This is a genomic window from Chryseobacterium flavum, from assembly GCF_003385595.1.
GTDB lineage: Bacteria > Bacteroidota > Bacteroidia > Flavobacteriales > Weeksellaceae > Chryseobacterium > Chryseobacterium flavum.
This window is the reverse complement of sequence record NZ_QNUE01000022.1, coordinates 1-25,486: the sequence shown is the minus strand read 5'-3', so window position 1 is coordinate 25,486 and position 25,486 is coordinate 1. Positions and strand designations below refer to the sequence as shown.

The following is a 25,486-nucleotide window of genomic DNA, read 5'->3' as shown; positions in this document are numbered from 1 at the left end:
CTTATTTCTTAGCTTTTACATCGATCGCGATCTCAATATCTTTACTGATCATCCACTCAGCAGGATCTGCTTCTGAAGTCCCGAATTTGATCCCCCAATCTGTTCTGTTTACCGTAAATTTAGCCTGGATAGCTGCAGAGTTATCTACAACATCTACTTTAGCCGGGAAGGTAACATTCATTGTTTTTCCAAGTAATGTAAGGTTTCCGCTTACTGTTTTATTAGCTCCTGCAACAGCATCTTTCGGTGCATCCTTCAGATCAGCTACACTTGTAATTTTAAAGTCAGCAGTTGGATTTTTCTCAACGTTAAAGAAATCAGGGTTTTTAAGGTGAGCTTCCAGATCTGCCGGTTTTTTATCTTTTTCAGTTACTGAAGCAGGATCAACTTTAATAGAAGTCATATCGATGATAAAGTTTCCGGCAGCAACCTGTCCTCCTTCAATACTTAAATCTCCTGATTTTACATTAAGAGTTCCCCAACGAGGTGCAAAACCTCCTTTATGGAAAGCTTTCCAGTTCACTACGGAAGCTGTTGTATCTACTGCCAGTACTTCTCCTTTGCTTTCTGCTACAGCCTGTTCTGTTCCTACAGCTGTGGTGGATTTTTCTTTGTTACCGTTACATGATGCTGCAAGCAATCCTACGCCTACTAATGCAATTACGCTAATTTTTTTCATATTGAAATGTTTAAAAAAGTTTGTATTTTAAGATCCCAAAAGTAGAAAAACTTTATTTCTGAGACCTTAACATACATCAAGAAATGAAAAATTCCGGTTTTTATTGTGTGGTAGCTGTATATTTTCTGAAGAAGCTTTTTTGCATATTTATTATTTTCTGATTATGTGTCCTGGCCATTGTTGTTGTGAATTGCTTTCAAAATTTACTATCTTAGTGATTAGTCACAGCGTTAGTACAGACGAACAGGATTTGACCCGGGTTGTGAATTGCTTTCAAAATTTACTATCTTAGTGATTAGTCACAGCTCCAGCCACCTCTGTTAGCTGAATATAGTCGTTGTGAATTGCTTTCAAAATTTACTATCTTAGTGATTAGTCACAGCATGGAAAGGTAATTACAGAGGAAGTATTGCGTTGTGAATTGCTTTCAAAATTTACTATCTTAGTGATTAGTCACAGCTCTTTAATTTCAACATTTACCCCTGCCATAGTTGTGAATTGCTTTCAAAATTTACTATCTTAGTGATTAGTCACAGCGTAGCACGAAGTATAACTATTTTCTTTGTGGTTGTGAATTGCTTTCAAAATTTACTATCTTAGTGATTAGTCACAGCGCGCCGTCGTCTTTGATATCCACAACGCCCGTTGTGAATTGCTTTCAAAATTTACTATCTTAGTGATTAGTCACAGCACAATTCAGAGAATATATACTATTGATAGGGTTGTGAATTGCTTTCAAAATTTACTATCTTAGTGATTAGTCACAGCAACGCATGGTCATGGATGGTTACTGGTGATGTTGTGAATTGCTTTCAAAATTTACTATCTTAGTGATTAGTCACAGCTAAATGGGTAAAGGACAAAGAAAAGTACGTGTTGTGAATTGCTTTCAAAATTTACTATCTTAGTGATTAGTCACAGCATTAATAAAAATTTTATTGATAATAAAGCTGTTGTGAATTGCTTTCAAAATTTACTATCTTAGTGATTAGTCACAGCTTAATCCATCTCAGGTAGATGAAAACAATTGTTGTGAATTGCTTTCAAAATTTACTATCTTAGTGATTAGTCACAGCCGTACCCACTAACTCATAACCTTGCGAGTTGTTGTGAATTGCTTTCAAAATTTACTATCTTAGTGATTAGTCACAGCAACAAGCGATTGTCGCCGTCGAATTGTCTTGTTGTGAATTGCTTTCAAAATTTACTATCTTAGTGATTAGTCACAGCAACGGGGATTCAATGAACAAACAGACTTCTGTTGTGAATTGCTTTCAAAATTTACTATCTTAGTGATTAGTCACAGCCAACAGGAAGAAGATGTGCTAATTTAATGGGTTGTGAATTGCTTTCAAAATTTACTATCTTAGTGATTAGTCACAGCATAAAAAGGTCTTAAATCCCTCGAATGGTTGTTGTGAATTGCTTTCAAAATTTACTATCTTAGTGATTAGTCACAGCGATTTAAGCTAATAAATCCTATCCATATATGTTGTGAATTGCTTTCAAAATTTACTATCTTAGTGATTAGTCACAGCGAATTTCCCTTTAAGCCTGCTGTCATTCGCGTTGTGAATTGCTTTCAAAATTTACTATCTTAGTGATTAGTCACAGCAGTACTACATTAGAAAATTAGATTGATATGGTTGTGAATTGCTTTCAAAATTTACTATCTTAGTGATTAGTCACAGCTTTCGGGAGATAAAGCAGTTGAGAAAGAATGTTGTGAATTGCTTTCAAAATTTACTATCTTAGTGATTAGTCACAGCCTGATATTTTAGAACCTGTGAAAAAGCTTAGTTGTGAATTGCTTTCAAAATTTACTATCTTAGTGATTAGTCACAGCTACATTTTCCTGATTTACAGAGGCGTAATAGTTGTGAATTGCTTTCAAAATTTACTATCTTAGTGATTAGTCACAGCCTAAAAGCCATTCTAAATTATCCACACCTAGTTGTGAATTGCTTTCAAAATTTACTATCTTAGTGATTAGTCACAGCGGGATGAGCTTAAGAATCACAGTATCCGGGGTTGTGAATTGCTTTCAAAATTTACTATCTTAGTGATTAGTCACAGCCTTTGTTCCGAAAAGTAGTTGACAATCCGTGTTGTGAATTGCTTTCAAAATTTACTATCTTAGTGATTAGTCACAGCCAGGGCTATTTAAAGGGAATCTTCCATCAGGTTGTGAATTGCTTTCAAAATTTACTATCTTAGTGATTAGTCACAGCAGCAAGAGCTTTAGCAGCGGCTTGATATGTGTTGTGAATTGCTTTCAAAATTTACTATCTTAGTGATTAGTCACAGCTAATACCTATATTAAAACGAAACAAGTTTAGTTGTGAATTGCTTTCAAAATTTACTATCTTAGTGATTAGTCACAGCGATGCTGCGATAAGTACCGCGTCTACGTTTGTTGTGAATTGCTTTCAAAATTTACTATCTTAGTGATTAGTCACAGCCTCAAAAAATAATCTACTGATAACCAGTAGATTATTTTTATATTTAGAATTTAAAATTTAGAATAATTCAAGCTGCTGAAAGGTTGGAGGTGGCTCTTCTTTATTCCTGGCAAAGAAGATTTCAATATCTCCAAATTGTTTGTCTGTGATACACATAATGGCAACTTTCCCGGCCTTCGGAAGCATAAATTTCACTCTTTTAATATGAACCTCAGCATTTTCACGACTTGGACAATGACGTACATACATCGAAAACTGAAACAGCGTAAAACCATCATCAATAAGGGCCTTCCGAAATCGATTTGCATCTTTCATATTCGCTTTGGTCTCGGTCGGGAGATCATATAATACTAAAACCCACATAATCCGGTATGCATTAAACCTTTCGGAATTCATAACAGTTGAGGATAAGAGATCAGCCGTTTTTCTCCTGTGTAACATTTATAAAGCGACGAAGCTGTTATTTTTACAGCTACTAACAATGGTCTTGTTCTGTCATCAATACTCACATCTTTGGTGGCAATCTGTAGAATATGAGCTTTAAAATCTTTCGTCAATTCTTCTGTATCGGGATGAATTTTTAACCATTGCATTACAAGCAGATCGATAAACGGGCGGTAAGGTTCCATCAGGTCATCAGCCAGACAGTAAGGATTGTATTTATTTTTATGAAAAATTCCCAGAACCGGCAGCAATCCGGTTTCTACAATGGCTCTTGCCACAATGCTTCTGAGAACAGCATACCCGAAATTGAAAAACTGATTAGGAGAATCTCCAAAACGCTGTCTCAGAAAATCCAGGCTGATCAGATACTTCCAGTAATGCTGGGCCGCAATCCCTTCCATATTGGTCAAATCTCCGGACTTGACATTTCTTTGGTATTCGATCATAGGTTCATAATAGTTTCCCAACTTCAACAAAACATTTTTCTGATTTTCAATTTTACATTCCACCGTTTGTTTCCAAAGCTGTTTTTTCAGCGGTTCACTTGCTTCCAGCTGATCTTTTATCCTGTCGGAATGCTCAGTATGACCATACAAAGGAAGCATTATCCCGTGTGGCAAATGATGGGCATCGCAACTTATAACCACCACATTATTTCCCATCATTTTCTGAATGAGATTATGGGAAATGGTAATCTGGTAATGATCCAGCATCAGCAAGCCCAAATCTTCCACAGGAACACTTCCTTTTTCCGTTTTGGTTTCCGGGCAAAAGATTTTCATCTGCTCATCTTTGAGTTTAAGATAAGCGGGGTTGCCGATGTAGATGGAACGAGTGATCATAAATTATGTTTTTGAAATTTTTCCCAGGCGGTTGACGTTTAATTTAATACAATGTTCTTTAATCATAGAACCGTTAATAGAACGTTCCATTTTATTTAATGTCGAAAATTCCATTTTATTCACGATAGAAACAGCAACATCTTGTTTTATAAAGAAAATTTGGCTTCCTGAAAAACTTACCACTTTATAAATATTATCTATTTTTATTTTAGTTAAGTTTTCAAAATCAATATTATTTTTATTATCCAGTTCATCTCCACATGGAATGTAAACCAAATCATTGGGACATAAATAGAAATCATTAATTCCTTTTAGGTCAACTTCAGATAATCCTTGCTTTTGTCTTTCGATTACTTCGTTTAAAGGAATTGTTTCATAACTTCTCTTACCGTTTTTATCTTCGTATACTGCAAAAAACAGATTGGTTCCTTTTGCAGCTTCTACATATTTATTTTTTTTGTTTCCGGTTTGTCCCACCTGAAATTTACTACCCAATTCAAAAACCCTTACTTTATTGATGGGTTGATGAGGTTTTCCATCATTGTATTTTTCAATGTTCTTATTCATATCTTCAATTCCTTCCGGTGAAAATGCAAGTTCAGGATTGCCTTTGAATACAAGATAATTTCTGAGAATTTTCTGAATTCCTGTATCAGTAATAGAATCTATTGACTTTAGATCAAACGATGTATCCAGACTTTTCCTTGTTGCTGTTAAAATTTTTCCTTTTGGAACTTTTACCCAAGATAAATCTACTTTACCGGAAACCGTGTCCTTATGCATTGGTTTTCTAATCGCCCAGTTTATTCCGGTCTGCTCTACTCTTTCTTTATTTTTTGCGCCATCTTTCTCTACATATTTTTCGTAATAATTAGTTGCTTTATTGATGACACGAAGGTTTTGTTTAAAACTTACAATAATAGATTCCAAATAATGTTTAGCATCAACCGTAAAACTTTCCCAGGGTTTCAAAAATTGTTTAGGTATTTCCCTTTCGATTTTCTCTCCTGTTTGTGTATGATGATAAACAACTTTTTCAAACTTCATCAATTTTTTTTTCAAGTCATAACGTCGGGTATCTGATTTTGCCGATTGATTGTTCAATAAATTCACGTGATCTCTCGTAGCACAGGCAATAACCAGAGCATCCAAAGCGTGATGACGGTGATCAATTCTTTTCTTTGAAAATCCTTTGGAATATTCAATCGGAACAGTTGGCAAAAACTTTTGATAATTTGCATTCCAGGTGGTAAAATCTGTAGAATTGGTGAGCTGATTCATTCTTTCAAAACGAAATAAAATCAAATCATTCCAAACATCATTCAATCCCCAATCTTGTTTTAGTTGTGTTGTAATTTTTCCGTTTCCGGGAACAATGTTCTTAGAATTTATGCCTTCATCCGAACCATCTTCCACACGAACAATATTAGAAAGTATACCTGAAATATATTTACTGATGTGACGAGTATCATTTATCTGGCGCTCAATCATTTTTTCAGGAATATCTTCTAACAAAAGTTTATTTTTTTTCCCCCGGTTATTGGCGTAATGTTTCTTTACAAAATCTTCGTATTCGTTTACTTCAAAAACCTTTACACTTTTCCCGAAACCAAGTTCAACGATAGTTCCTCCAAATTGCTTAATAAATCCAAGCCCGATATGGTTATCCTTCAATTTATTAACCGCAGATTCACAGATAATTTTATTGCTAAAACTGTCATCAAAATATCGGCTTTGTGGAATGATGTGTTCAATTTCGTATTCTGGTGTAAACAGTTTATTCAATGGAATAATTTGACCTGTATATGGCGATTTATATTTCTGTTCCAGCCATAGTTTATATCGTTTTAAATCTGAAGAAGAAGGTTGTGCTGTTTTGCTTATTTTCAAATATTCATCTTCAACCTCAATACCTGAATTTAAAACTCCGTCTTCATAGATTTTCAAAATCTCTTGTTGCATTGGCGAAAACGGACGAACATTTTCTACAGAACTATCATTCATCATTTCAGCCAATAGAGCTTTGATGCGAAGATTGGTATTTTCGTTTTCGGCAATCTGGTTGGTTAACTTTTTTCTTTCTTCAGCAGGAAGCTTCATTTCCCGTCCCAATTCTATATGAATTTCATTAAAGAAATCTTTCACTCCCTTTCCATATTCTAACCAAATATCTTTTACAACACGAAGCGTTTCTGTAATCACTTGTTCTACAATTGGGTTGCGAAGTGAATGCTGTTTAAAATCTTTTAAAAATTGTTCCAAATCATCGGCTGAATTCCATTTGCCAATGATTGATGCTTCCGAATGTCTTCCGTAAACAATATATTGAGCCAGCCACAGTTGCAGTCCCTGGAAATCATTTTCAGCCGTAAGATGGACTGCCTTTTCTCTTACTTTATCTTTAATATTTTCGTCATATTCTCCATTGATGATTTTCTGAATCCTTTCTTTTGAATATTTATCAATATTGACATAATTCCAATATTTTCCCAACCGCATAAGAGGCAACAGTTTTTTGATTGCTTTCTCCGAAAAGGAACCATATTCGCTTTTAAAAGGCGGGAATTTTTTGAAAGCCTCAAAAAAAGAATTTTCATCCAGGTTATTTTTTCTGGCAAAAGACTTTAAGGCTTTTTCGTATTCTATTTTATCATTCACAGAATAGATGATATGCCAGATATTCTGTTCAGTTTCTCTCGTCAGGAAAGCCTCAGAAATACTTTTAACTTTTTCCAGTCTGGATGAAATCATGGATTTGGTTTCGTTGCAAGGATATTTTTTATCTTCAACGTAATTCCAACGATGGGTTTTCTCATTGAGCTTAAAATGTTTCAGCAAAGTCTTTTGATCAATCTCTTTTCTGTTATTTAAAAACTCAAACACATTTTCGTAATCTCTGGTAGTGCTTAAAAATTCTTTAGTAACGTTTTCATCATTATCTTTTTTATATATATTAAGATTAAAAATCCATTGCCAAAGCCGGAATTCCTGATAATAAGGATTAGATTTTGGAATTGCTTTTAAATATTGCGTATGCTCTGCTCCATTTTCATCTTTATATTTTCTAAACTCTAAAGTACAGTTAGAAACAGATGACTTCTGGCTTCTCAATGGCCTTTGGTAGAAAATAATATCTTCCATGAAAAGATGAACCAAATCCTTATTACTTAAAGTCAGTTGTTGAGTTTCATTATTTTTGTACAATTCACGAATACAGTCGTTGTATAAATCACCATTCTTTAATTCCTGATGAAATTTTTTCTGCTTTTCTAAAATTTGTCTGAGTTCTTCTTTGTAAAATTTTCTTTCAATCGTACGGACCAGCTTTCCTTTGATTTTTTGTCTCGGATTCTGAAGTAAAGCTTCATAGATATAGCTTCCAACAGTTTTATGGGATTGATTAATTTCCTGTTCAGTTTTCTTTTTTACTAAAGTCCAGTCGTTTTCGCCTGGTGCACGAAAACTTCTTTTTTCATTTCCGTCTTTGTCTGTTTTAACACTTCCATCATCATTCAAATCTGTTGTAACAATAAAATCTCTTGTTTTGTCTTTCCAGTCAAATAAAGGCGTTTTACTCGAACGTCTGTAAACCCAGCCATTCTCCAAAATCAAAGAATACCAAATGTCTGATTTCCCTTTTTGAGGTTCATCCGCCAAAACATCTACAACTTTTAAAGAATAAAACTCAACCAGCTTATTCGGATTCTCTTCTTCTTCTTCACCACGCAACTGATAATATCCCCGCTTTTGGTTAAAGTTTAAAAGAATCCAAGCCAGTTCCTCTTTTTCAATCTTTTGAGAAAGTGCTTTTTTACGGAGATAATAAATTGTCCAGTCATAAGGTATTTTTAAATCCTGTTCGTTTGCCCTGAATTCTTCAAGCATTTCATTGAAAGAAGTTTGAAACAGAAATGAAAACTGTCCATCAATATTTTTCCATGCAAGCTTGGGTTCAGTCTCTACCTTAAACTTCCCAAATCGATTTTGAAAATCGATTTGGGAAGCATAATGTTCCGGAAGAAAATTCAAAATATTTAAAACCCTGTGAAGCCTCTCTCTTCTTAAAAGAAATCGTTCACGTAATCTTCTTACACTTCTGTATTTTGTACGTTCTGCGGTTTGCGAAACAGAATTTCCTTTTCCAAAATCTCCCAGAATATCCTGCGACATCGGAATAATTCGGCTTCCCATTCCGAGAATTTTGCCATGCTTATTTTCAAAGTCCTGTTCTGCCAACGCCCAACCAATTGAGTTTGTTCCCAAATCCAGCCCAAGTATATTTTTAGTCATCATTATTAATTTTTTGATACCACATAAAAATAGAAAGAAAAAAATTATTAAAAATGAGGTTTCCCGTAAATCAAACAAAGATTTTTTCTTCTATATTTGTAGTATAAATTTTGAAAAGCAATTCACAATAAGGATTATTCCGTTGTGAAAACATTCAAGGCGGGGCAACTCGCCTTTTTTCGTTTTAAAATCCTATTTTAGCCATCCGAAAACAGAACAATGACGACCGTAGAATTTATACAGAAACACCTCGATATTTCTGAAAAGAGCATCAATAATACCCTTCAGCTTTTGGCAGAAGACTGTACCATTCCATTTATTTCCCGTTACCGGAAAGATAAAACCGGAAATCTTGATGAAACACAAATCGAGCAGATTTCAAAGATCAGCAGACAGTTTGAAGAAATTGTTAAAAGAAAAGAATCTATTTTAAAGTCAATAGAAGAACAGGATTCCCTAACACCTGAACTTCAGCAAAGAATAGAAGAAAGTTTTGATCTCCAGGAACTCGAAGATCTTTATTTACCTTTCAAGAAGCGCAAGAAAACCAAAGCCGATACAGCTAAGGAAAAAGGACTTGAACCTTTAGCCAGAATCATCATGAGCCAGAAAAATAATGATGTGCAGTTTCTTGCATCAAAATATCTCAACAGTGAGGTTTCTTCCGAAGAAGAAGCACTTCAGGGAGCAAGAGATATTATGGCAGAGTGGATCAATGAAAATATGTATGTCCGAAAAAATCTCCGCAGATTATTTCAGCGTAAGGCAGTTATTACCTCCAAAGCGGTAAAAGCTAAAAAAGAGGAAGAGGATGCACAGAAATTCTCCCAGTATTTTGAATGGGAAGAAAATCTCAGCAGAATACCATCCCACAGACTTCTGGCTATGTTAAGAGCTGAAGCTGAAGGTTTTGTCAAAACGAATATAGGAATAGATAAGGAAGAAGCTATAGATTTTATTGAAAAAGCTATTATTAAATCCAGCAATGAAAGCTCAGAGCAAATTGCACTGGCAATAAAAGACAGTTATAAAAGGCTTCTGGAACCTGCAATCTCCAATGAAGCACTGCAGGAAGCCAAAGAAAAAGCAGATAAAAAAGCGATTGAAATTTTCTCTGAGAACTTAAGCCAACTTCTTCTGGCTCCCCCTTTGGGAGAGAAAAGGATTTTAGCAATTGATCCGGGGTACCGGAGCGGTTGTAAAGTAGTATGCCTGGATGAAAAAGGAGACTTACTGCACAATGAGACCCTCTACCCTCACGCTCCGCAAAATGAAAGCGGAATGGCGATGAAAAAGATCCGTTCCATGGTAAATGCCTATAATATTGAAGCCATCTCTATCGGGAATGGAACGGCAAGCCGCGAAACCGAATTCTTCATCAAAAAGATTGCTTTTGACAAACCATTACAGGTTTTTGTGGTTTCGGAAGCAGGTGCATCTGTCTATTCTGCAAGTAAAATTGCAAGGGATGAATTTCCTTCCTACGATGTGACCGTACGTGGTGCTGTCTCCATTGGAAGAAGACTTTCCGATCCTTTGGCTGAGCTGGTAAAAATTGATCCGAAATCTATTGGGGTCGGTCAATACCAACACGATGTCGATCAGACCCAACTGAAAAATGAATTGGATTCTACTGTAATGAAGTGTGTAAATTCCGTTGGAATCAATCTAAATACAGCCAGTAAATCACTTTTAAGCTATGTTTCAGGAATCGGGGAGAAAATGGCAGAAAACATTGTCAATTACCGTGCTGAGAACGGAGCTTTTGAGGACAGAAAGCAGCTTAAAAAAGTTCCCCGGCTCGGAGAAAAAGCTTTTCAGCAGGCAGCTGCCTTTGTAAGAATTGCAAATGCAAAAAATCCATTGGATAATTCAGCGGTACATCCTGAAGCTTACGGAATTGTAGAGAAAATGGCTCATGACCTGGGCATTAAAACCCATGAGCTGATCGCCAATAAAGAAAAAATCGCCCTGGTAAAGCCTGAAAATTACATTACCGGAGAAATTGGAATTTTAGGGATCAGGGATATATTGAAGGAACTTGAAAAACCGGGCTTAGATCCCAGGAAAGCTGCTAAAGTATTTGAATTTGACCCTCATGTAAAAAGCATCAGAGATTTAAAGGCAGGTATGATCCTTCCGGGGATCGTCAATAACATTACTGCTTTCGGATGTTTTGTAGATCTTGGAATTAAAGAAAGCGGCCTGGTTCATATATCCCAGCTCAAAGACGGGTTTGTGTCAGATGTGAATGAAGTAGTTAAGCTTCATCAGCATGTCCGTGTGAAAGTTACCGAAGTAGATGAAGCAAGGAAAAGAGTTCAGCTGAGCATGATCCTCTGACCTTGTATCTGTCCATATGATATATCAATATACAGACTTTTGAATAATGAAGAATTTAATTTTTGATCTGGATGGTACCTTATGGGATTCCAGAGCAACGATCATTAAAATATGGAATGAGGTTTTAAACCGTCATCAACTGATACCGAAAGAATTGCTTCCTGATGATATGAACCAGTATATGGGACTGTTGGCAGATGATATCCTCAGGAGTATTTCGCCGGGAATTACTGATCAGCAGATCCGGAAAATTCTTGCAGAAATTGTGGACCGCGAAGAAAACATATTGCGAACAGAAGGTGGAGTTTTATATAAAGGAGTAGAAAATACATTGAGAAAACTAGGGGAAAACCATCTCCTCTTTATCGTAAGCAACTGTCAAAAAGGGTATATTGAAGCGTTTCTGGAATATTACCAGCTCGATACCTTATTTAAAGATTTTGAGTATTACGGAAGAACTGAAAAGCCAAAATCAGAAAACATCCGGCTTATTATGGAAAGGAACCATCTTATTCCTGAGAATTCAGTTTATATAGGAGATACTCAGCTGGATTACTATTCTTCATCCTTAAATAACCTGCCTTTTATTTTCTGTGAATACGGTTTTGGGCATCTGGATACCTCTGAAGAAGTAGTAAGGATCTCAAAATTTCCGGACCTTGAGCAACTATTCTTAAAATAGTATAATATGGGCTAAAAATATAAAAGCTGTCCATAGAGACAGCTTTTTATATTGATCATGATCATTTAATTTATTTATACTCCGCGGAGCTTCTTTTCGGTTCTTTTACTTCCGGCCATTTCACTGTTTCCCCTTTATCATCCTTTGGCATCACTCTCTTCTCCCTGCTTGCCAGTTCCGGATCTTCAGAGGCCATGTATGCCAGTGCAGCCGTTAATACCACATTATTTTTTACCTCATCAAAAACGATTTTATCATAGGTATCTTTCGTAGTATGCCATGTATATCCAAAATATCCCCAGTTTAAAGATCCCAGAGAAATTCCCGGTACTCCTGCTGCTACAAATGAAGCATGGTCAGATCCGCCACCTCCCGGCATTCCCGGAAAATCAGTTTTAATATGTCCTCTTACTGATTTCGGAACTCCTTCAAGCCATCTTCCTACATAATCATATGCTTTTACGAATCCCTGTCCGCTGATATTCACCACACGTCCCGTTCCGTTATCCTGGTTAAATGCCGCCTGTACTCCTTTGATAATTTGCGGATTATCAGCCACAAAACCTCTTGAGCCGTTTAAGCCTTGTTCCTCACTTCCCCACAGTCCGATAACAATTGTTCTCTTATTGTTGGGATAGTATTTTTTAAGAAGCCTTATTGCTTCAAGCATTGTAAGTGTTCCTGTTCCATTATCTGTTGCTCCCTGCGCTCCGTCCCATGAATCAAGATGAGCAGAAAGGATCACATATTCATCAGGTTTTTCCTTTCCTTTGATCATTCCGATCGTATTAAAACTTTTGGCCTCAGGAAGTATTTTGGACTGGGCATCGATCTTAATTTTTGGCTTCGCCCCTTTTTCTGCCATTCTGTAAAGCATTCCATAATCTTCCACATCAATATCAATCATTGGAATTTTTGATGTTTTGGCACCGAAGATTCTGTTTGCTCCCATGATTCCGGTCCAGTTTGAAATGGCAATTCCAGCAGCTCCTGCTTTTTCTAAAGCTTCCGGCAACGTATTATTATCATACCCTATATTTTTGACGTATGCGGTGAAATCTTTAGCAGCCTTTTCTTTTTCAGCTTTCAGTTTTTCGTAGAGTTCCGGTGTTGCAAACTCCTTGATCTGCTCGTCAGAACGTCCGATCTTCTGGTATTGTGCCATCAGTACAACTTTTCCTTTCACTGCAGGAAGCCATTTATCGAAATCTGCTTTGGAAGACACTTTAGGAAGAATCACCACTTCTGCCTCCACTGCTTTTTTTGTAGCAGGACTCCATGCCAGCTGGGTTGCTGATAGTGACTTTACACGTGGATGAACCATATCAACATGCGTAGTTCCTCTCTGCCACCCCTTCCATGTTCCGAACTGCTGAAGATTAGCCTCTACTCCCCATGAGCGAAGTTTATCTGCACTCCATTCATTGGCAGCAAGCATTTCAGGAGTCCCCACAAGACGTGGCCCTATCCCGTCCAACAGCTCATAAGCCATATTTTCAAGCTGGGAATTACTGTTTACTTCATCTACAAAACTTTTTACGACAGGGTCTAGTTTTTCATTCGGATCTACCTTAATCTGAGCCCATGAAAACTGAGCGGCCAGCACAACAGCCGGTACCGCAAAAAATCTATTTATCCTCATAGTATATATTGATTGGTTTAAAGATAACAGAAATTGTGGAAACAGTAAAGCTTTAAAAGTAAAAAAGCCTTTAAACACTAACATTTAAAGACTTTTTTACATGAATTCCATTTTTAAAGATACAGCTCCTGCCTCTAAAATCAATTTTATTTAAATATTTCCTTTTTACTTCGATCCAAAATCCGGCAATCTTCTGTTGACAAACGCCTGCTCATCATCAGAAAGCAGGATGGTATTATTTTTATTTTCTCTGATCGGAATATTATCCCAGATATTTTTACGGAAGTCTACTTTAGGACTGAGTCCTTTGTCGTCTGATTCTTTAAAAGTATTATAAATCAGCTCCCTGCTGATTTTTCTTTCATGCTTTACGCCTTTATAATAAGCCACATATTTATTTCCTTCAAGCCTGCTCAATGCAGGTACATAAACTCCGTTATTTTTGTAAAAATCAAAAACAAGAACTGCATTTCCAAGCTGATAATCATACTCTTCTCCCTCTGCGGTCTTCCGTTTCATCATCGGATAATGATCCTGTAAGTAATGAATCTCAAAATAGGTAATCACTTTATCCGCTTTGTTATACCTGAATTCTCCTTCCATCTCTATCCCCTTTCCAGACCTGATCTTAAAAGAGACAAGTTGTTCATCTCCTTCTTCAAAATACATCCATCCGGAAGATTTTGAACCTTTGTCTTTTATATGAAACAACACCCGGTTCAGCTCAAAATTAAAGAAATAATTCCCCATATACTCATGGGAAAATTCACTGGTTCCTGCTGTAAAAACGCTGTCTGACTTTACATTTTTAAGATACTTTACATTATTCAGCTGCATCTGAAGAATCTTGTCATAGTCTTTATGGAAACCGTCTTTATAATTGTAGTAATTGCCCCTGCTCCAAAGTTTTGTTTCTGCGATCGCCAGAAAGTAAAGTTTATTGTTGTCACTTCGTTTTTCTTTATAAACAACATTATAAAGAGATGGTTCATTATAATATCTTTTCTTATAATGCTTATTGACATCCTCAAAAATACTCCGGATATCCACACTGGCCAGCTTTACCTCATCAATATTTTTATAGGTCCGTTTCAGGGATATCTGAGGTTGAAATTTCCGGACCCTGACACTCTGGAAACCGGAAGCTGAAATACTAAAATCTGCAGCATTCTGATCTACGGGAGCAAAACCATCTTCATTGGTATAAACAATCTGTCCGGTAAGAAGAACTCTCGCATTGGAAACCGGATTTCCATTTTCTGAATCTACGATCCTGAGTTTTTGTGCCGGTAAAAGTCCAAAAAATATAATAAACAATAAATAATACGATTTCATAATAATCTGACCTGTGCTTTGACACTCCTAAAATACAAATTATATGAACAATTTTAACGGATTAATGTAAAATTAATCACCATTAACGGTTTAGTAAAACAGTTTCCGAAAGGGCATAAAAAAACCGGCTCCGAAAGCCGGTTAAAGGTGAATTATTTTTTAGCTTCTTCTACAGAAACTTTTCTGAATTCCTTGAACAGTTTGCTTAGTTCTAAAGCTGCTTTACGAGCTCTTGTTCCAGCTGCCTTGTTACCTTTTTCCGCTTGTTGGTTTGCCTCAGTAGTGAACGCTTCAAATTCCGCGTTGATTTTTTCAATTAGTTCTTTCATTTATTTAAAAATTTAGGCTGCAAATATAGGTTTTATGGTGATTCCAGCCTAACTGCAATGAAAAAAGTTTAAGATAAATGATCAAAATTTTCTTTTTTTTGTCCATAACAGCCATTTTTTCCTCTTCGATAACCTTAAACTGCCCTTGAACAGCCTCCGGAGGATGGTAGAAACTCAAAAAATTAAATTTATTTATTATTTAATTTATATTTGGAAAAACAATCAGCCATGATCAAAAAATTATTACTGTTCTTATTCATTTTACCCTTGTATATGCGTGCACAGGATAAAATCAGTTATAAAGTCTATTATGACGACCATTTTGGACAAAATGGTATAAAAGTCCAGGTAGACTATACTCTTAAAAAGCCTTCAGACACCCTGTCTTTTTATTATGCCAATGAAAACTGGGGCGAAAACAATCTTTTCAGAAGTCTGGCAATTTCAAAGGAAGATAATCCCGGAATCAGTTTTACAATGCTGCCGTCAGATAATAAGATAAGTATCCGTAAGACCAAAAATAAAAAAATTTCATTCACATACAGAATAAAGCAGGATTTTAAAGATCCAGACTATAAGGTATTCAACCGCCCAAGAGTCAATAACAAATTCTTTCACGTTTTAGGTAAGAACCTGTTCATAATTCCACAATCTTTTACCCAAATGCCGGACAATAAGGAATTTGAATTTTATATTGAGTGGATCAATTTCCCACCAGATTTTAAAATTCATAATAGTTTTGCTACCCGAAGTCAGAAGCAAAAAATAAAAGCAACGTTATGGGAAGGATTTTATAATTCTCTGTTCGCCGCTGGAGATTACAGAATATACAGTTTTACCATTCATAAAAAACCTGTTTATTTCGCTATAAGGGACCAATGGAACAACGGCCTCTCCGATAACTTCCTATTTTCAAATTTAAAAAAGGCTGTACAGTCCCAAAGAGATTTCTGGAAAGATTATGATAAGGATTATTTTACCGTATTAATGACGCCCACAGTATCCCAAAAAGACAGCCTCTTTAAAGGCTATAGCTCAACGGGATCAGCCATCAAAAATGCTTTTATCATTCAGGGAACCAATAATCCTTTTAATGATAAAAACACTTATCTATATCTTCTTCATCATGAGCTGATGCATGAATGGATAGGAAGCACCATCCGGAATAAGAGTGAAGAATTACAATATTGGTTCAGCGAAGGTTTTACAGATTATTACACCTATAAAAACAGACTTAGGATCAAAGATATTTCGCTGGACGAATGGGCCAAACTATTTAACAGTGAGGTCCTTGAGGCCCATTGGAAAAATCCTAAAAGAAATATCCCCAATTACAGGATAAAAGATGACTTCTGGAAAAGCCGTCAGGTAGAAAAAGTTCCCTATAGACGGGGGGCTATCTTTGCCTTCTGGCTGGATAATCAGATCATTCTTAAAACAAACAGTAAAGCATCTCTGGATGACCTGATGAGAGACCTGCTAAAAACCTGTACTGATAAAAAAGTAAAATTCACAGACGAACTTTTCCTCAGTTTCGTTGAAAAATATCTGGAGAAAGATATTTCATACTTCTTCCAGAAATACGTGATCTCTGGTGAAGATTTTGATCTTACCCAAGAAAAATGGATTGATGGTTTTGAATTTAACAACAGCGACGGGATTCCACAGCTGAAAATCAACCCACAGAAGACCATAAAATATGCATTGCCTTGAAAAATCAAAAAAATCTGTACTCATCATTTTCCGTAACTAAGCTTCATAAGAATACCTGAACCGGTACTGGTAATTGTACAGAATAAACATCTGTACCGCTAATATTTTAACAGATTGTATCCTTATTAAATAAATTAATCTTCTAATTTTGAATAAAAAAAGTCATGGAGATCATTTCAAAATTTACCATAGGTTCTGAAAAGGGAATTTCTGATCTTATAACGATTATCGATTCTTCAGCTGATAACCTGTACAAAACATTTGTTTCAGAGGAAGATATTAAATCCTATAAAAACGGGATAGATCCGAGAAAGATGATCAATGAACTGAACGATCTTTCCAATCAGCTGATTATGACTTACGCGGATCAAAGTCCTGCAGGATACAGCATTATCAAAAGTGGTTCCGTATATCCTGGAATAGCTGACGGAAAAAGAGCTACAGAAATCAGCTTTGTAATCCTTCCGGAATTTGATTCACCCGAACTAAGGCTCTCACTATGGAAAAAGTGCAGATCTGCCATAAATTTTACTGATGAAATATGGATCAATATGCTGTCCCATGATCCACTGCTGGCATTTTTAAAAGAACTGGGATTTACATCAGTTGCAGAAGCTCACGCGGGACCGTTCCGGCTTCCGTCACAAATCCTGAAAATGGAAACCGGTAAGAATTAGTTTCTAACAGCTTTTTAATCCCGGAACATTCAAAACCGATAAGTGATCGAAGAAAACTATTGAAGCTATACTGATCATCTTACTGACAATAACTTTTAATTAATATTGGTTTACGTATCTTTGATTTTTATAATTTAAGCACTATGAGTGATCAGCTAGAAACCATCGAGGATTATTACAGACGTATCCGGAATAACCGGATCAAAATGTTTGATTCTGAAGAATTTGAAACAGGCAAATCACACTTTAATATTTCAATGAGGAAATATTGCAGTTTTAAAAGTCCTTATAACCGCCGTGATTATTATAAGATCAGTTTCATTATTGGAAAAGGGACCATCCACTATGGTTCCCATCAGTTATATATAGATCGTCCTGCGTTGTTTTTTCCTTCTCCAAGTATTCCATACTCCTGGGAATGTGAAAGTGATTTACAGGATGGCTATTTCTGCCTGTTTAATCAGGAATTTTTTAATGGAAACACAGAATTCAATTTGTTTAAAAAGACCTCCCTGTTTAAGGAATGGAGCAAGCCGGTTGTTTTTTTAACGGAAGAACAGACCCGGCTGGCAACACTTTATTTTGACCAGATCTACAAAATGAACAATTCAACGTATCCGTTCCGCTGTAACAGCATCAAAAGTCATCTGGCTTCTATCCTTCACCTGGCACTGGAGAACCGTGTAGAAGATATTAACCTTGATGAGCTGCCTGCCAACGTCCGCCTGTATCGTTTATTTGATGAGTTGCTTAACAAACAGTTTCCATTAGATTCACCGGCTTATCCTCTGTCCCTGAAAACACCATCCGATTTTGCAAATCATCTTAATGTACATGTCAATCATTTAAACTCTTCAGTAAAGTCCGTTACCAACCTTACAACCACACAGATCATTAAGGATAAAATGTTTGAGGAATCTAAAAATCTCCTGAAGTATACCAACTGGGATATTGCAGAAATAGGATATACGTTAGGATTTGAGCAGCCGTCTCACTTTAATAATTTCTTTAAGAAGCACGCGCAAACCTCTCCATTGAAATTTAAAAACTCAGTTTAATATTTGAATTTTGTAATTTTTACTTTGTCTTTTAAAATTCATTTCTGCATCTCGTGGCTTATTTTTGTATGGTAAAAAAAGAATGAATATGTTGAGAGAAGCATCTGAACAGCGTATCAGATTAATAACCATTATGGCCTTTGTGTCTATCCCCCTTTCGGGATTTGTCACAGATATTTATTTACCATCATTCCCTTCTATGGCTAAGGAAATGACGGTCTCCGAAAAAGATATCCAGATCACTTTAACGTCCTATTTATTAAGTTATGGTATATCCCAGCTGTTTGTAGGCGGAATCCTGGACAGTATAGGACGTTACCGCCCTAAATTAGTAGCTTTATTCTTATTGGTAATCAGCAGTATTTTGATTACCATGACCAGCAGCATCTTCCTGATCTGCCTGCTCCGTATACTTCAGGGCGCTGCCGTATCGGTGCTAGTTGTGGCTACACGTGCTATATTTGTGGATATTTACGACGCAGAGCGGGTAAAGCATTATCTGAGTTATTTTACCATTGTATGGTCCTGCGGGCCTATTCTTGCTCCCTTTCTTGGAGGGTATCTTGAAAAACTTTTTAACTGGCATGCGAATTTTTATTTCCTGGCCTTCTATGCGGGATTCCTGTTTTTATTTGAATGGTTTTTCAGTGGGGAGAGCCTTCCTGAAAAGAAAAAACTGGATCTGGCAGAAAATATCAGTTTGTACAAAATGATGCTAAAAAACAGGATTTTTATGCTGGGCATCTTTATTTTAGGGTTAAGCTACTCTATTGTTATGGTATTTAACATCACCGGGCCTTTTATTATTGAAAATACGTTTCACTTTACCCCTGTAGTCATCGGATACTGTACATTGATTTTAGGGTTCTCATGGATGATCGGTGGATTTATCGGGAAACGCAGACTGACATTAGGATTTAAATCGCGTATCCTACAACCCATTTTACTGCAGCTTATCCTTATTACAGCATTGATTATCACCAGCAGTTTTGAAGAAAGCCTGTTTATTATGGTTCCTTTTGCATTTTTTATTCATATCTGCTCCGGGATTTTATTCACCTCCTTCTTTACAACCAGTATGTTGTATTTCCCTAAAAATGCAGGAACAGCCGGAGGGTTGATGGGAGGTCTGGTATATGTGATCACCTCAGTTACCAGTTTTATTATTTCGGTAACCGGAACCGTAACAGAGCAAAAAGGACTTGCCTGGCGTTATCTGATTATTGCTTTTATCCTTTTCGGAATCATTCTCCTTATGCATCAGGCTGTCAAAAAAGAAAAAGCAGAGGGTTAATCTCTGCTTTTTATATTACATAAGGCTTTCCAGATATTTTTTTAAAATAACAGGATGGCAATGCTCTTCATCTTTTGCAGCATACACCAATGTAATTTTCTCCTGATCTTTAAGACGTTTAAGAAAATCTTTACCCGGACTGGCATCCTGAAGTTCTTCCATATACTTTTCAGAAAATTCATCCCATAACCGGGGATCATGATGAAACCATTTTCTGAGCTCAGCAGACGGAGCAAGTTCTTTATTCCATTCATTGATATCAGCATGTTCCTTAGAAAGTCCTCTTGGCCACAGCCGGTCCACCAGTACACGATATCCATCGTCCGGAGAAGGAGATTCATAAACTCGTTTTAATGCTATTTCAGACATGATACCTATTATTTTACATCATTGTGATGATGACTGCAAAATTCATTCCTTCAAAAAAGACCGGCTATTGAGGTAAATCCTTTAAACAATGAATATATTCCTTACACTATTTTATCAGATCAGTTTGGCATGCTTTTTTATTGATTACTATAAAAATACATTATGAATACAATAAAAAAATTAGGCCTTATTGTTCTCCTCGGATCCTTTGTTATTTCTTGTGCCCCGAGATTGAAACCCAACGGAAATCATGGACTTCCTCCAGGGCAGGTAAAAAAAGTAACAGGTTCCAAATCAGCTAAACACTATGCACCCGGACAATACAAATAAAGACATATAGCAGAAAAACGATCCCCGACAGATTTTGCCGGGGATTTCTTGTTTTATACAATAAATATATAATGCCCTTCCTATTTTTTAATTAAATTAGCATATAATCGCATAATGCCACTTCCCAGAACAAAAACACCCCATATTTACACGCTTCGTTCCAACGATCTTCCTGCTGACGAAGAAAAAAAGGAATACGAAATCACTGCGGAAATTACTGGTATTAATCACAATAATATGGATAATGATGCCAATGATGAAGAAAGAAAATTTATGACCCAGAAAATTTATGAATATATAAAAAACTAATCCACTCAGAAACATGATTTTCAAAACATTTTTTTTATCCGTTATATCAGTCCTGTGCCCCATGATCATCAATGCGCAATCTGCTGATCCATATATAAAGAAGATAGACAGTATTGCAGCGGCATCTTCTCCGGTTTCATTCAATGGAGTCATCCTGATATCCCAGGGAGGAAAAACAAAGTATATAAAAGCAAACGGCTATAAAGATTTTGAACACAAAATACCTTTGAAAGTCAATGATCAGTTCGAAATTATGTCCAATTCAAAACAAATAACTGCTGTTTTGATCCTCCAGGAAGCAGAAAAGGGAAATCTGGATCTACAGACTCCTGTCAGGAACTACCTCCCTGAATTGACACAACCCTGGGCAGATACGGTTACCATTCATTATCTGCTTAACCATACCCACGGTATTACAGATTTGAAAAAGCCATTGCTTTTCAAACCCGGATCAGACTTCAAATATGGAAATCTTTCTTACATACTGCTGGGAAAAATTCTTCAGAATACAAGCGGAAAAAGCTTTTCAGAACTTGCCGGCAACCTTTTTAAAAAGCTGAAAATGGAAAGAACCTTCTGTTACAGCAAACAAAATAATCAGGCCTTGGTTTGCGGTTTTATGAATAATGAAAACCATTTTACAAAAGTGGAAGATTCGTTCTTAGACGACTCTATACTATCTGCTGCAGGAATTATTTCCACTGCTGAAGATCTGGCAAAATGGAATCAGGCCCTGTATAAAGGAAAACTACTGTCTCCCCGGTTTCAGAAAGCTATGCTGACTGCTTCTGCACAATCCCAGCATAATGTTTTCGGAAAGGATAAAACGGGATTTGGGTACAATGTCCGGATTATTAAGGAGAAAGGCCTGGATTATTTTGGAGTTACCGGATTAGGAGATGGTTTTACCTGTCTTAATGTGTATTTCCCTACCGTTGATACCAGTCTGATCATTCTTGAAAATCAGATGCCGGAAAACAGGGAATACTGGAGCTACAAAGAAGCTGCTATTAAAAATGTTGTATTGGAAAGCATTGCCGGAAAATAACCCCTTCCATATCCTGTTTACATTGACAGTTCTTTTTTTATCTTTTTCAACAGGTCGGACAGACTCATCTTGTAACACTCAGGCAAACTGTAACTGCTGCAGTGTATTTCTATTTTTCATTCCCTGATGTTTTGAGTATCCCGGAAAGTCTGTCTTCATTTCTACTGAGAGTTGTACTTTTATTGAAACACCAGAATTATCAAGCGCATTCAGTTGTTTTTTTCTAAAAATTAGTTTTAATTAAAACTAATTTTTCGTATATTTGTGTAGAGTACAGGGCCTTTTGCAGGTCGTAGTTTACGGATATAATTTTATAAAATGTCTAAAAGGAAAAATAATATTTCAGAACTGGCTTTGGAATTAGGTCTGGCAATGAACGAAATGAAAACTTCTTTACGGCAAAAAATCCAGGCTAAAATTAATGAATATGATCCGGATCTTTCTTTCGAACTGGTTGAAATTTTGGGTCTCTTATCCCGTAACAACGGTATTAACCAACAGGAAATCAGTAATACGATAAGCAAAGATAAATCCAGTATTACCTATCTTATTAACAGCCTTGTAAAGCGGGAGCTGGTTGAAAGAACAGCCAATGAAAATGACCGGAGAAATAAACAGATCTTTCTAACTACCAAAGGGAATCAGGTGGTAAAAACCATTTACCCGTGGGCATTGGAACTCTATGAAAAAGCAGCTGACGATCTTTCTGAGGAAGAAATCCGGAAAGCACTTCATCTGGTAAAAAAAATGACAGCAAACCTTAATGAACAGGATTTAAAAATATAGCAATATGAAAACAATTCTTGTACCTGTTGACTTCACTCCCACAACGGAAAATGCAGTGAAATTTGCCGTGGAATGGGCCGGCAAATATGAATATCAGCATATTATTCTTTTAAAAACCGCCGGAGAATCAGAATTTGACTTCCTCCATATTGCTGAAGGTCATTCATTTGTAAATGAAGAAAGTGTCAACAAGCTTCTGGAGAGAACAGAATTATTACTGGATCAGCTAAGCAGCAGCATCACTGAAAAATCCCCGGAAATTAAAGTTTCAAAAGTATTAAGTGACTGGGCGGTTACACGGAGTATCCATAAGATTTTAAAGAACCAGCCTTCTATAGAACTGATTATTTTAGGAAGCGATGCTTCTTCAGGCAATGACAGTTATGTTTCAGATAATATTGTCAGTATTGCAAGAACCAGTCCTGTTAAAACATTAATTGTTCCCCATAACTATCACTATCATACGGTTAAAAATATACTTATTCCGTGCGATATTAATGAAATAAAAAATCTGGAAAGATTATTTCACCATAAATCGGTTATTGAAAAGCAGGATGTTCGTTTATCCTTTCTGCATATCAATACCGGGGAAGATGATAAGGTCAGTACAGATAAAAAGGAAAAACTTGAAGAATATATTCACCGACATTTAACGGAAATTCCAAGCAAGATCCATTATTCACATGATAAAAATGTGATTAGCGGAATCCTGTCTTTTGCTTCTTCACATGAAACTGATCTCATTATTGCACTGCCCGGCAGACACAGTTTCCTTTATTATCTGGCAAGCAAAAGTATTTCTGAAGCTATCTATGAAAATACAGCCCAGCCTGTTCTGGTATTGAAATAATGCAGACGCCAGCCATCGGGTTAAATAAATCAGTCAATATCCCGAGATCAATAATAAATTCTGGTACTGTCAAGTTTAACAAGTTTATGCTTGTGCATTTTTTTTATATTTCTGATGACCGTTTCCACCCTCAGACCTGTTAACGTAGCGATCTGCTGCCTGGTGTAGGGAATTAAAAAGGAATATGCTTCTTCATAACCGAAATAACTCTTAATGTGGTCAAATAGTTTTTCAAGTTTGATCATAGGATCAGAAATAGCCAGAAAACTGGAAACCAGATATCTGAAATGCAACCGGTCAGCCGTGTATTTATTCAGGGCTAACATCAGTGAAGGCTTTTCAAGTAAGATATTTAACAGCTTATTTTTTGGTACCCTGATAATTTCACAGCTTGTAACAGCTATGGCATTTACAGCATAATGATGCCCGGTAAACAAATAACTTTCTCCAATGCAATGACCTTCAAAAGGAAATCCGTGAACAAATTCTTTTCCATCTTCTAGAAAGGTATTCAGCTTTACGGTACCATACTTTATCTGCATATAAAATTTGGCGGATGTACCCTCTTCAAAAATATAGTCTGCAGCACTATATTTTTCCACCTGAGCACCGTGAGAAAATAACAGGTCTTCGCATATGATCATCTTATCATTATAATTTTGAGTAAAAATAGTTAAAGTATGGGAAATGATACAACTAATAAAATACCACAAAAACAGCTTTTGACAGATGCAGGCGAATGCAATAACCATGCACCTGTAAATGATATAAATCTGATATCTTTATGAAGCTGTAATTTTCTTTTTATGGTTTGCCCCCCATTCAGCCAGGGCAGCAATAACATCTTTTAAAGATTTACTGTAATCTGTGGGTATATATTCTACCAGCACCGGCTTCTGGTCAGCCAGAACGGTTCTTTCTACGAGATGATTCATCTCCAGTTTTTTCAGCTCACCGGATAATACCCTTGCCGAAATTCCCTGTATGGTCCGCTGTAATTCATTGAATCGGGTATGTCCTCCCAAAATGGCAATCATCACCCGTATGGTCCACCTTCCTCCGAGAACATATAAAGCATCTTCAGTGGCAGATAAATGAGTGGTACACTGTGGCTGTGAATAAGCTAATTTATCTTCTTTCATTGTACTTATTTTCAGGATACTAACCTAAAAGTTATTACTAACCTTTTAGTAACTGCTATCTTTTTTTTAGTAAATATAGATAATTTTGAAGCACCAATTAAAAAAAATAAAAAAATGAAACAGATACTTCATATCAGTTCAAGTCCAAGAAGCGAAGCATCGGTCAGCAAACAGCTGGGAAATGCAGTTGTAGAGAAAATTACAGCAAAATACCCGGGAAGTATATTGAAAAAGCGTGATTTAACGAACCCCCTTTTCCCACACCTGGAAGAAGCACAAATCCATGCATTTTTTACTCCTGCTGAACACCGTACTCCTGAACAATTAAAATCTGTAGTTCTTTCAGATACGGTTATTACAGAACTAAAGGAAGCAGATATCATTGTGATTGAAGCTCCGTTGTATAACTTTGGTATAACCTCTACGCTGAAATCCTGGCTTGATCATATTGCAAGAGCAGGCGCTACCTTTCGCTACAGTGAAAACGGCCCTGAAGGTCTGATCAAAAACAAGAAAGTGTATCTTGCCTTTTCGAGCGGGGGAGTTTACTCAGAAGGTGAACGGCAGGCTTATGATTTTGTAATTCCCTACCTTACACAGACACTAGGATTTATGGGAATGACAGATATCTCAGTAGTCCGGGCGGAAGGACTTGCTGTACCGGGTATCCAGGAAACCGCATTACAGAAAGGTATTGAAAGTATTTCCGTAGAATAAATAAAAAAGCTGCCTCATAATGAGACAGCTTTTTTATTCTTTATCCTGTCTCGTCCTGAAATAGCGATACACAAAAAAGAATCGTTATGGCAGAAACATTAACATCCACGTACATTAAACGTACCCAGAAGGATTACAGTTTAAG

The 25,486-nt window shown here is 36.4% G+C and carries 22 protein-coding genes and 1 CRISPR repeat array; of the genes, 12 read left to right on the top strand and 10 right to left on the bottom strand.

Annotated features, from left to right (window positions below):
- Position 1: 1 nt before the first annotated feature.
- The 4 genes from DRF59_RS18600 to cas9 all read right to left on the bottom strand — a co-directional run bounded on the left by DRF59_RS18600 (position 2) and on the right by cas9 (position 8,720).
- Positions 2–679, bottom strand: coding sequence for a YceI family protein (locus DRF59_RS18600; protein ID WP_115963745.1), 678 nt, complete (start codon positions 677–679; stop codon positions 2–4).
- Between the two features lie 182 nt (positions 680–861).
- A CRISPR array of direct repeats spans positions 862–3,141; the repeat unit is 47 nt; unit sequence GTTGTGAATTGCTTTCAAAATTTACTATCTTAGTGATTAGTCACAGC.
- 57 nt (positions 3,142–3,198) lie between these two features.
- The gene (gene cas2, locus DRF59_RS18595) at positions 3,199–3,537 is read right to left on the bottom strand and encodes a CRISPR-associated endonuclease Cas2 (RefSeq protein WP_115963743.1); all 339 of its coding nucleotides are present in this window, start codon (positions 3,535–3,537) and stop codon (positions 3,199–3,201) included.
- Positions 3,534–4,427, bottom strand: a complete 894-nt coding sequence (gene cas1, locus DRF59_RS18590; RefSeq protein WP_115963741.1) for a type II CRISPR-associated endonuclease Cas1 — start codon at positions 4,425–4,427, stop codon at positions 3,534–3,536. The genes cas2 and cas1 overlap by 4 nt, the downstream gene beginning before the upstream one ends.
- 3 nt (positions 4,428–4,430) lie before the next feature.
- On the bottom strand, positions 4,431–8,720 hold the full coding sequence (gene cas9, locus DRF59_RS18585; RefSeq protein ID WP_115963739.1) for a type II CRISPR RNA-guided endonuclease Cas9: 4,290 nt from the start codon (positions 8,718–8,720) through the stop codon (positions 4,431–4,433).
- Between the two features lie 216 nt (positions 8,721–8,936).
- Here cas9 and DRF59_RS18580 point away from each other — a divergent pair, with 216 nt between their 5' ends.
- Together DRF59_RS18580 and DRF59_RS18575 are read left to right on the top strand one after the other, a co-directional pair.
- Positions 8,937–11,060 (top strand): Tex family protein, encoded by a 2,124-nt coding sequence (locus DRF59_RS18580; protein ID WP_115963737.1) that lies wholly within the window; start codon positions 8,937–8,939, stop codon positions 11,058–11,060.
- Positions 11,061–11,106: 46 nt separating this feature from the next.
- Positions 11,107–11,742: an HAD family hydrolase gene (locus tag DRF59_RS18575; protein ID WP_115963735.1), complete on the top strand. Its 636-nt coding sequence runs from the start codon at positions 11,107–11,109 to the stop codon at positions 11,740–11,742.
- A gap of 70 nt (positions 11,743–11,812) precedes the next feature.
- Here DRF59_RS18575 and DRF59_RS18570 read toward each other — a convergent pair whose 3' ends face one another.
- From DRF59_RS18570 to DRF59_RS18560, 3 genes are all read right to left on the bottom strand, one after another.
- Positions 11,813–13,384, bottom strand: coding sequence for a M20/M25/M40 family metallo-hydrolase (locus DRF59_RS18570; RefSeq protein ID WP_115963797.1), 1,572 nt, complete (start codon positions 13,382–13,384; stop codon positions 11,813–11,815).
- Between the two features lie 165 nt (positions 13,385–13,549).
- A complete protein-coding gene (locus tag DRF59_RS18565) occupies positions 13,550–14,719 on the bottom strand; it encodes a carboxypeptidase-like regulatory domain-containing protein (protein ID WP_115963733.1) in 1,170 nt (389 codons plus the stop codon).
- A 152-nt stretch (positions 14,720–14,871) separates the two neighbouring features.
- Positions 14,872–15,048, bottom strand: coding sequence for a histone H1 (locus DRF59_RS18560; protein WP_002978882.1), 177 nt, complete (start codon positions 15,046–15,048; stop codon positions 14,872–14,874).
- 228 nt (positions 15,049–15,276) lie between these two features.
- Here DRF59_RS18560 and DRF59_RS18555 point away from each other — a divergent pair, with 228 nt between their 5' ends.
- The 4 genes from DRF59_RS18555 (at position 15,277) to DRF59_RS18540 (ending at position 19,790) form a co-directional block, all read left to right on the top strand.
- Positions 15,277–16,761 carry a M1 family aminopeptidase gene (locus DRF59_RS18555; protein WP_115963730.1) on the top strand — a complete coding sequence of 495 codons (1,485 nt, stop codon included), beginning with the start codon at positions 15,277–15,279 and terminating at the stop codon, positions 16,759–16,761.
- A gap of 164 nt (positions 16,762–16,925) precedes the next feature.
- Entirely contained in the window at positions 16,926–17,438 is a 513-nt protein-coding gene (locus DRF59_RS18550) for a hypothetical protein (RefSeq protein WP_115963728.1), read from the top strand.
- Between the two features lie 143 nt (positions 17,439–17,581).
- Positions 17,582–18,496, top strand: coding sequence for a helix-turn-helix domain-containing protein (locus tag DRF59_RS18545; RefSeq protein ID WP_115963726.1), 915 nt, complete (start codon positions 17,582–17,584; stop codon positions 18,494–18,496).
- Positions 18,497–18,584: 88 nt separating this feature from the next.
- The gene (locus DRF59_RS18540; RefSeq protein WP_241505634.1) at positions 18,585–19,790 is read left to right on the top strand and encodes an MFS transporter; all 1,206 of its coding nucleotides are present in this window, start codon (positions 18,585–18,587) and stop codon (positions 19,788–19,790) included.
- Positions 19,791–19,805: 15 nt separating this feature from the next.
- On the opposite strand, the gene DRF59_RS18535 is transcribed toward DRF59_RS18540, so the two are convergent.
- Positions 19,806–20,159, bottom strand: a complete 354-nt coding sequence (locus tag DRF59_RS18535; RefSeq protein ID WP_115963722.1) for a DUF488 domain-containing protein — start codon at positions 20,157–20,159, stop codon at positions 19,806–19,808.
- A gap of 162 nt (positions 20,160–20,321) precedes the next feature.
- Between DRF59_RS18535 and DRF59_RS20955 the strand changes: the two genes are divergently transcribed.
- The 5 genes from DRF59_RS20955 to DRF59_RS18515 all read left to right on the top strand — a co-directional run bounded on the left by DRF59_RS20955 (position 20,322) and on the right by DRF59_RS18515 (position 23,482).
- On the top strand, positions 20,322–20,489 hold the full coding sequence (locus DRF59_RS20955) for a hypothetical protein (protein WP_167456703.1): 168 nt from the start codon (positions 20,322–20,324) through the stop codon (positions 20,487–20,489).
- 114 nt (positions 20,490–20,603) lie between these two features.
- Positions 20,604–20,798: a hypothetical protein gene (locus tag DRF59_RS18530; RefSeq protein ID WP_115963720.1), complete on the top strand. Its 195-nt coding sequence runs from the start codon at positions 20,604–20,606 to the stop codon at positions 20,796–20,798.
- 61 nt (positions 20,799–20,859) lie between these two features.
- Positions 20,860–21,846 carry a serine hydrolase domain-containing protein gene (locus tag DRF59_RS18525; protein ID WP_241505633.1) on the top strand — a complete coding sequence of 329 codons (987 nt, stop codon included), beginning with the start codon at positions 20,860–20,862 and terminating at the stop codon, positions 21,844–21,846.
- 318 nt (positions 21,847–22,164) lie between these two features.
- On the top strand, positions 22,165–22,632 hold the full coding sequence (locus tag DRF59_RS18520; protein WP_115963716.1) for a MarR family winged helix-turn-helix transcriptional regulator: 468 nt from the start codon (positions 22,165–22,167) through the stop codon (positions 22,630–22,632).
- Positions 22,633–22,636: 4 nt separating this feature from the next.
- Positions 22,637–23,482 carry a universal stress protein gene (locus tag DRF59_RS18515; protein ID WP_115963714.1) on the top strand — a complete coding sequence of 282 codons (846 nt, stop codon included), beginning with the start codon at positions 22,637–22,639 and terminating at the stop codon, positions 23,480–23,482.
- Between the two features lie 47 nt (positions 23,483–23,529).
- Here the strand turns inward: DRF59_RS18515 and DRF59_RS18510 are convergent, their stop codons facing one another.
- Together DRF59_RS18510 and DRF59_RS18505 are read right to left on the bottom strand one after the other, a co-directional pair.
- On the bottom strand, positions 23,530–24,126 hold the full coding sequence (locus DRF59_RS18510) for a Crp/Fnr family transcriptional regulator (protein ID WP_167456702.1): 597 nt from the start codon (positions 24,124–24,126) through the stop codon (positions 23,530–23,532).
- 138 nt (positions 24,127–24,264) lie between these two features.
- Positions 24,265–24,624: a winged helix-turn-helix transcriptional regulator gene (locus DRF59_RS18505; RefSeq protein ID WP_115963710.1), complete on the bottom strand. Its 360-nt coding sequence runs from the start codon at positions 24,622–24,624 to the stop codon at positions 24,265–24,267.
- Between the two features lie 114 nt (positions 24,625–24,738).
- Here DRF59_RS18505 and DRF59_RS18500 point away from each other — a divergent pair, with 114 nt between their 5' ends.
- Positions 24,739–25,341 (top strand): FMN-dependent NADH-azoreductase, encoded by a 603-nt coding sequence (locus tag DRF59_RS18500; protein ID WP_115963708.1) that lies wholly within the window; start codon positions 24,739–24,741, stop codon positions 25,339–25,341.
- Positions 25,342–25,486: the final 145 nt, after the last annotated feature.

Excerpts from the sequence above, each read along its gene's own strand:
- DRF59_RS18520 (WP_115963716.1), top strand. The coding sequence starts at position 22,165 with ATGTCTAAAAGGAAAAATAATATTTCAGAACTGGCTTTGGAATTAGGT.
- DRF59_RS18570 (WP_115963797.1), bottom strand. The coding sequence starts at position 13,384 with ATGAGGATAAATAGATTTTTTGCGGTACCGGCTGTTGTGCTGGCCGCT.
- DRF59_RS18530 (WP_115963720.1), top strand. The coding sequence starts at position 20,604 with ATGCCACTTCCCAGAACAAAAACACCCCATATTTACACGCTTCGTTCC.
- DRF59_RS20955 (WP_167456703.1), top strand. The coding sequence starts at position 20,322 with ATGAATACAATAAAAAAATTAGGCCTTATTGTTCTCCTCGGATCCTTT.
- DRF59_RS18565 (WP_115963733.1), bottom strand. The coding sequence starts at position 14,719 with ATGAAATCGTATTATTTATTGTTTATTATATTTTTTGGACTTTTACCG.
- DRF59_RS18505 (WP_115963710.1), bottom strand. The coding sequence starts at position 24,624 with ATGAAAGAAGATAAATTAGCTTATTCACAGCCACAGTGTACCACTCAT.
- DRF59_RS18535 (WP_115963722.1), bottom strand. The coding sequence starts at position 20,159 with ATGTCTGAAATAGCATTAAAACGAGTTTATGAATCTCCTTCTCCGGAC.
- DRF59_RS18580 (WP_115963737.1), top strand. The coding sequence starts at position 8,937 with ATGACGACCGTAGAATTTATACAGAAACACCTCGATATTTCTGAAAAG.
- DRF59_RS18555 (WP_115963730.1), top strand. The coding sequence starts at position 15,277 with ATGATCAAAAAATTATTACTGTTCTTATTCATTTTACCCTTGTATATG.
- cas1 (WP_115963741.1), bottom strand. The coding sequence starts at position 4,427 with ATGATCACTCGTTCCATCTACATCGGCAACCCCGCTTATCTTAAACTC.
- cas9 (WP_115963739.1), bottom strand. The coding sequence starts at position 8,720 with ATGATGACTAAAAATATACTTGGGCTGGATTTGGGAACAAACTCAATT.
- DRF59_RS18600 (WP_115963745.1), bottom strand. The coding sequence starts at position 679 with ATGAAAAAAATTAGCGTAATTGCATTAGTAGGCGTAGGATTGCTTGCA.
- DRF59_RS18545 (WP_115963726.1), top strand. The coding sequence starts at position 17,582 with ATGAGTGATCAGCTAGAAACCATCGAGGATTATTACAGACGTATCCGG.
- DRF59_RS18550 (WP_115963728.1), top strand. The coding sequence starts at position 16,926 with ATGGAGATCATTTCAAAATTTACCATAGGTTCTGAAAAGGGAATTTCT.
- DRF59_RS18525 (WP_241505633.1), top strand. The coding sequence starts at position 20,860 with ATGATCATCAATGCGCAATCTGCTGATCCATATATAAAGAAGATAGAC.
- cas2 (WP_115963743.1), bottom strand. The coding sequence starts at position 3,537 with ATGAATTCCGAAAGGTTTAATGCATACCGGATTATGTGGGTTTTAGTA.
- DRF59_RS18575 (WP_115963735.1), top strand. The coding sequence starts at position 11,107 with ATGAAGAATTTAATTTTTGATCTGGATGGTACCTTATGGGATTCCAGA.
- DRF59_RS18560 (WP_002978882.1), bottom strand. The coding sequence starts at position 15,048 with ATGAAAGAACTAATTGAAAAAATCAACGCGGAATTTGAAGCGTTCACT.
- DRF59_RS18540 (WP_241505634.1), top strand. The coding sequence starts at position 18,585 with ATGTTGAGAGAAGCATCTGAACAGCGTATCAGATTAATAACCATTATG.
- DRF59_RS18500 (WP_115963708.1), top strand. The coding sequence starts at position 24,739 with ATGAAACAGATACTTCATATCAGTTCAAGTCCAAGAAGCGAAGCATCG.
- DRF59_RS18515 (WP_115963714.1), top strand. The coding sequence starts at position 22,637 with ATGAAAACAATTCTTGTACCTGTTGACTTCACTCCCACAACGGAAAAT.
- DRF59_RS18510 (WP_167456702.1), bottom strand. The coding sequence starts at position 24,126 with ATGATCATATGCGAAGACCTGTTATTTTCTCACGGTGCTCAGGTGGAA.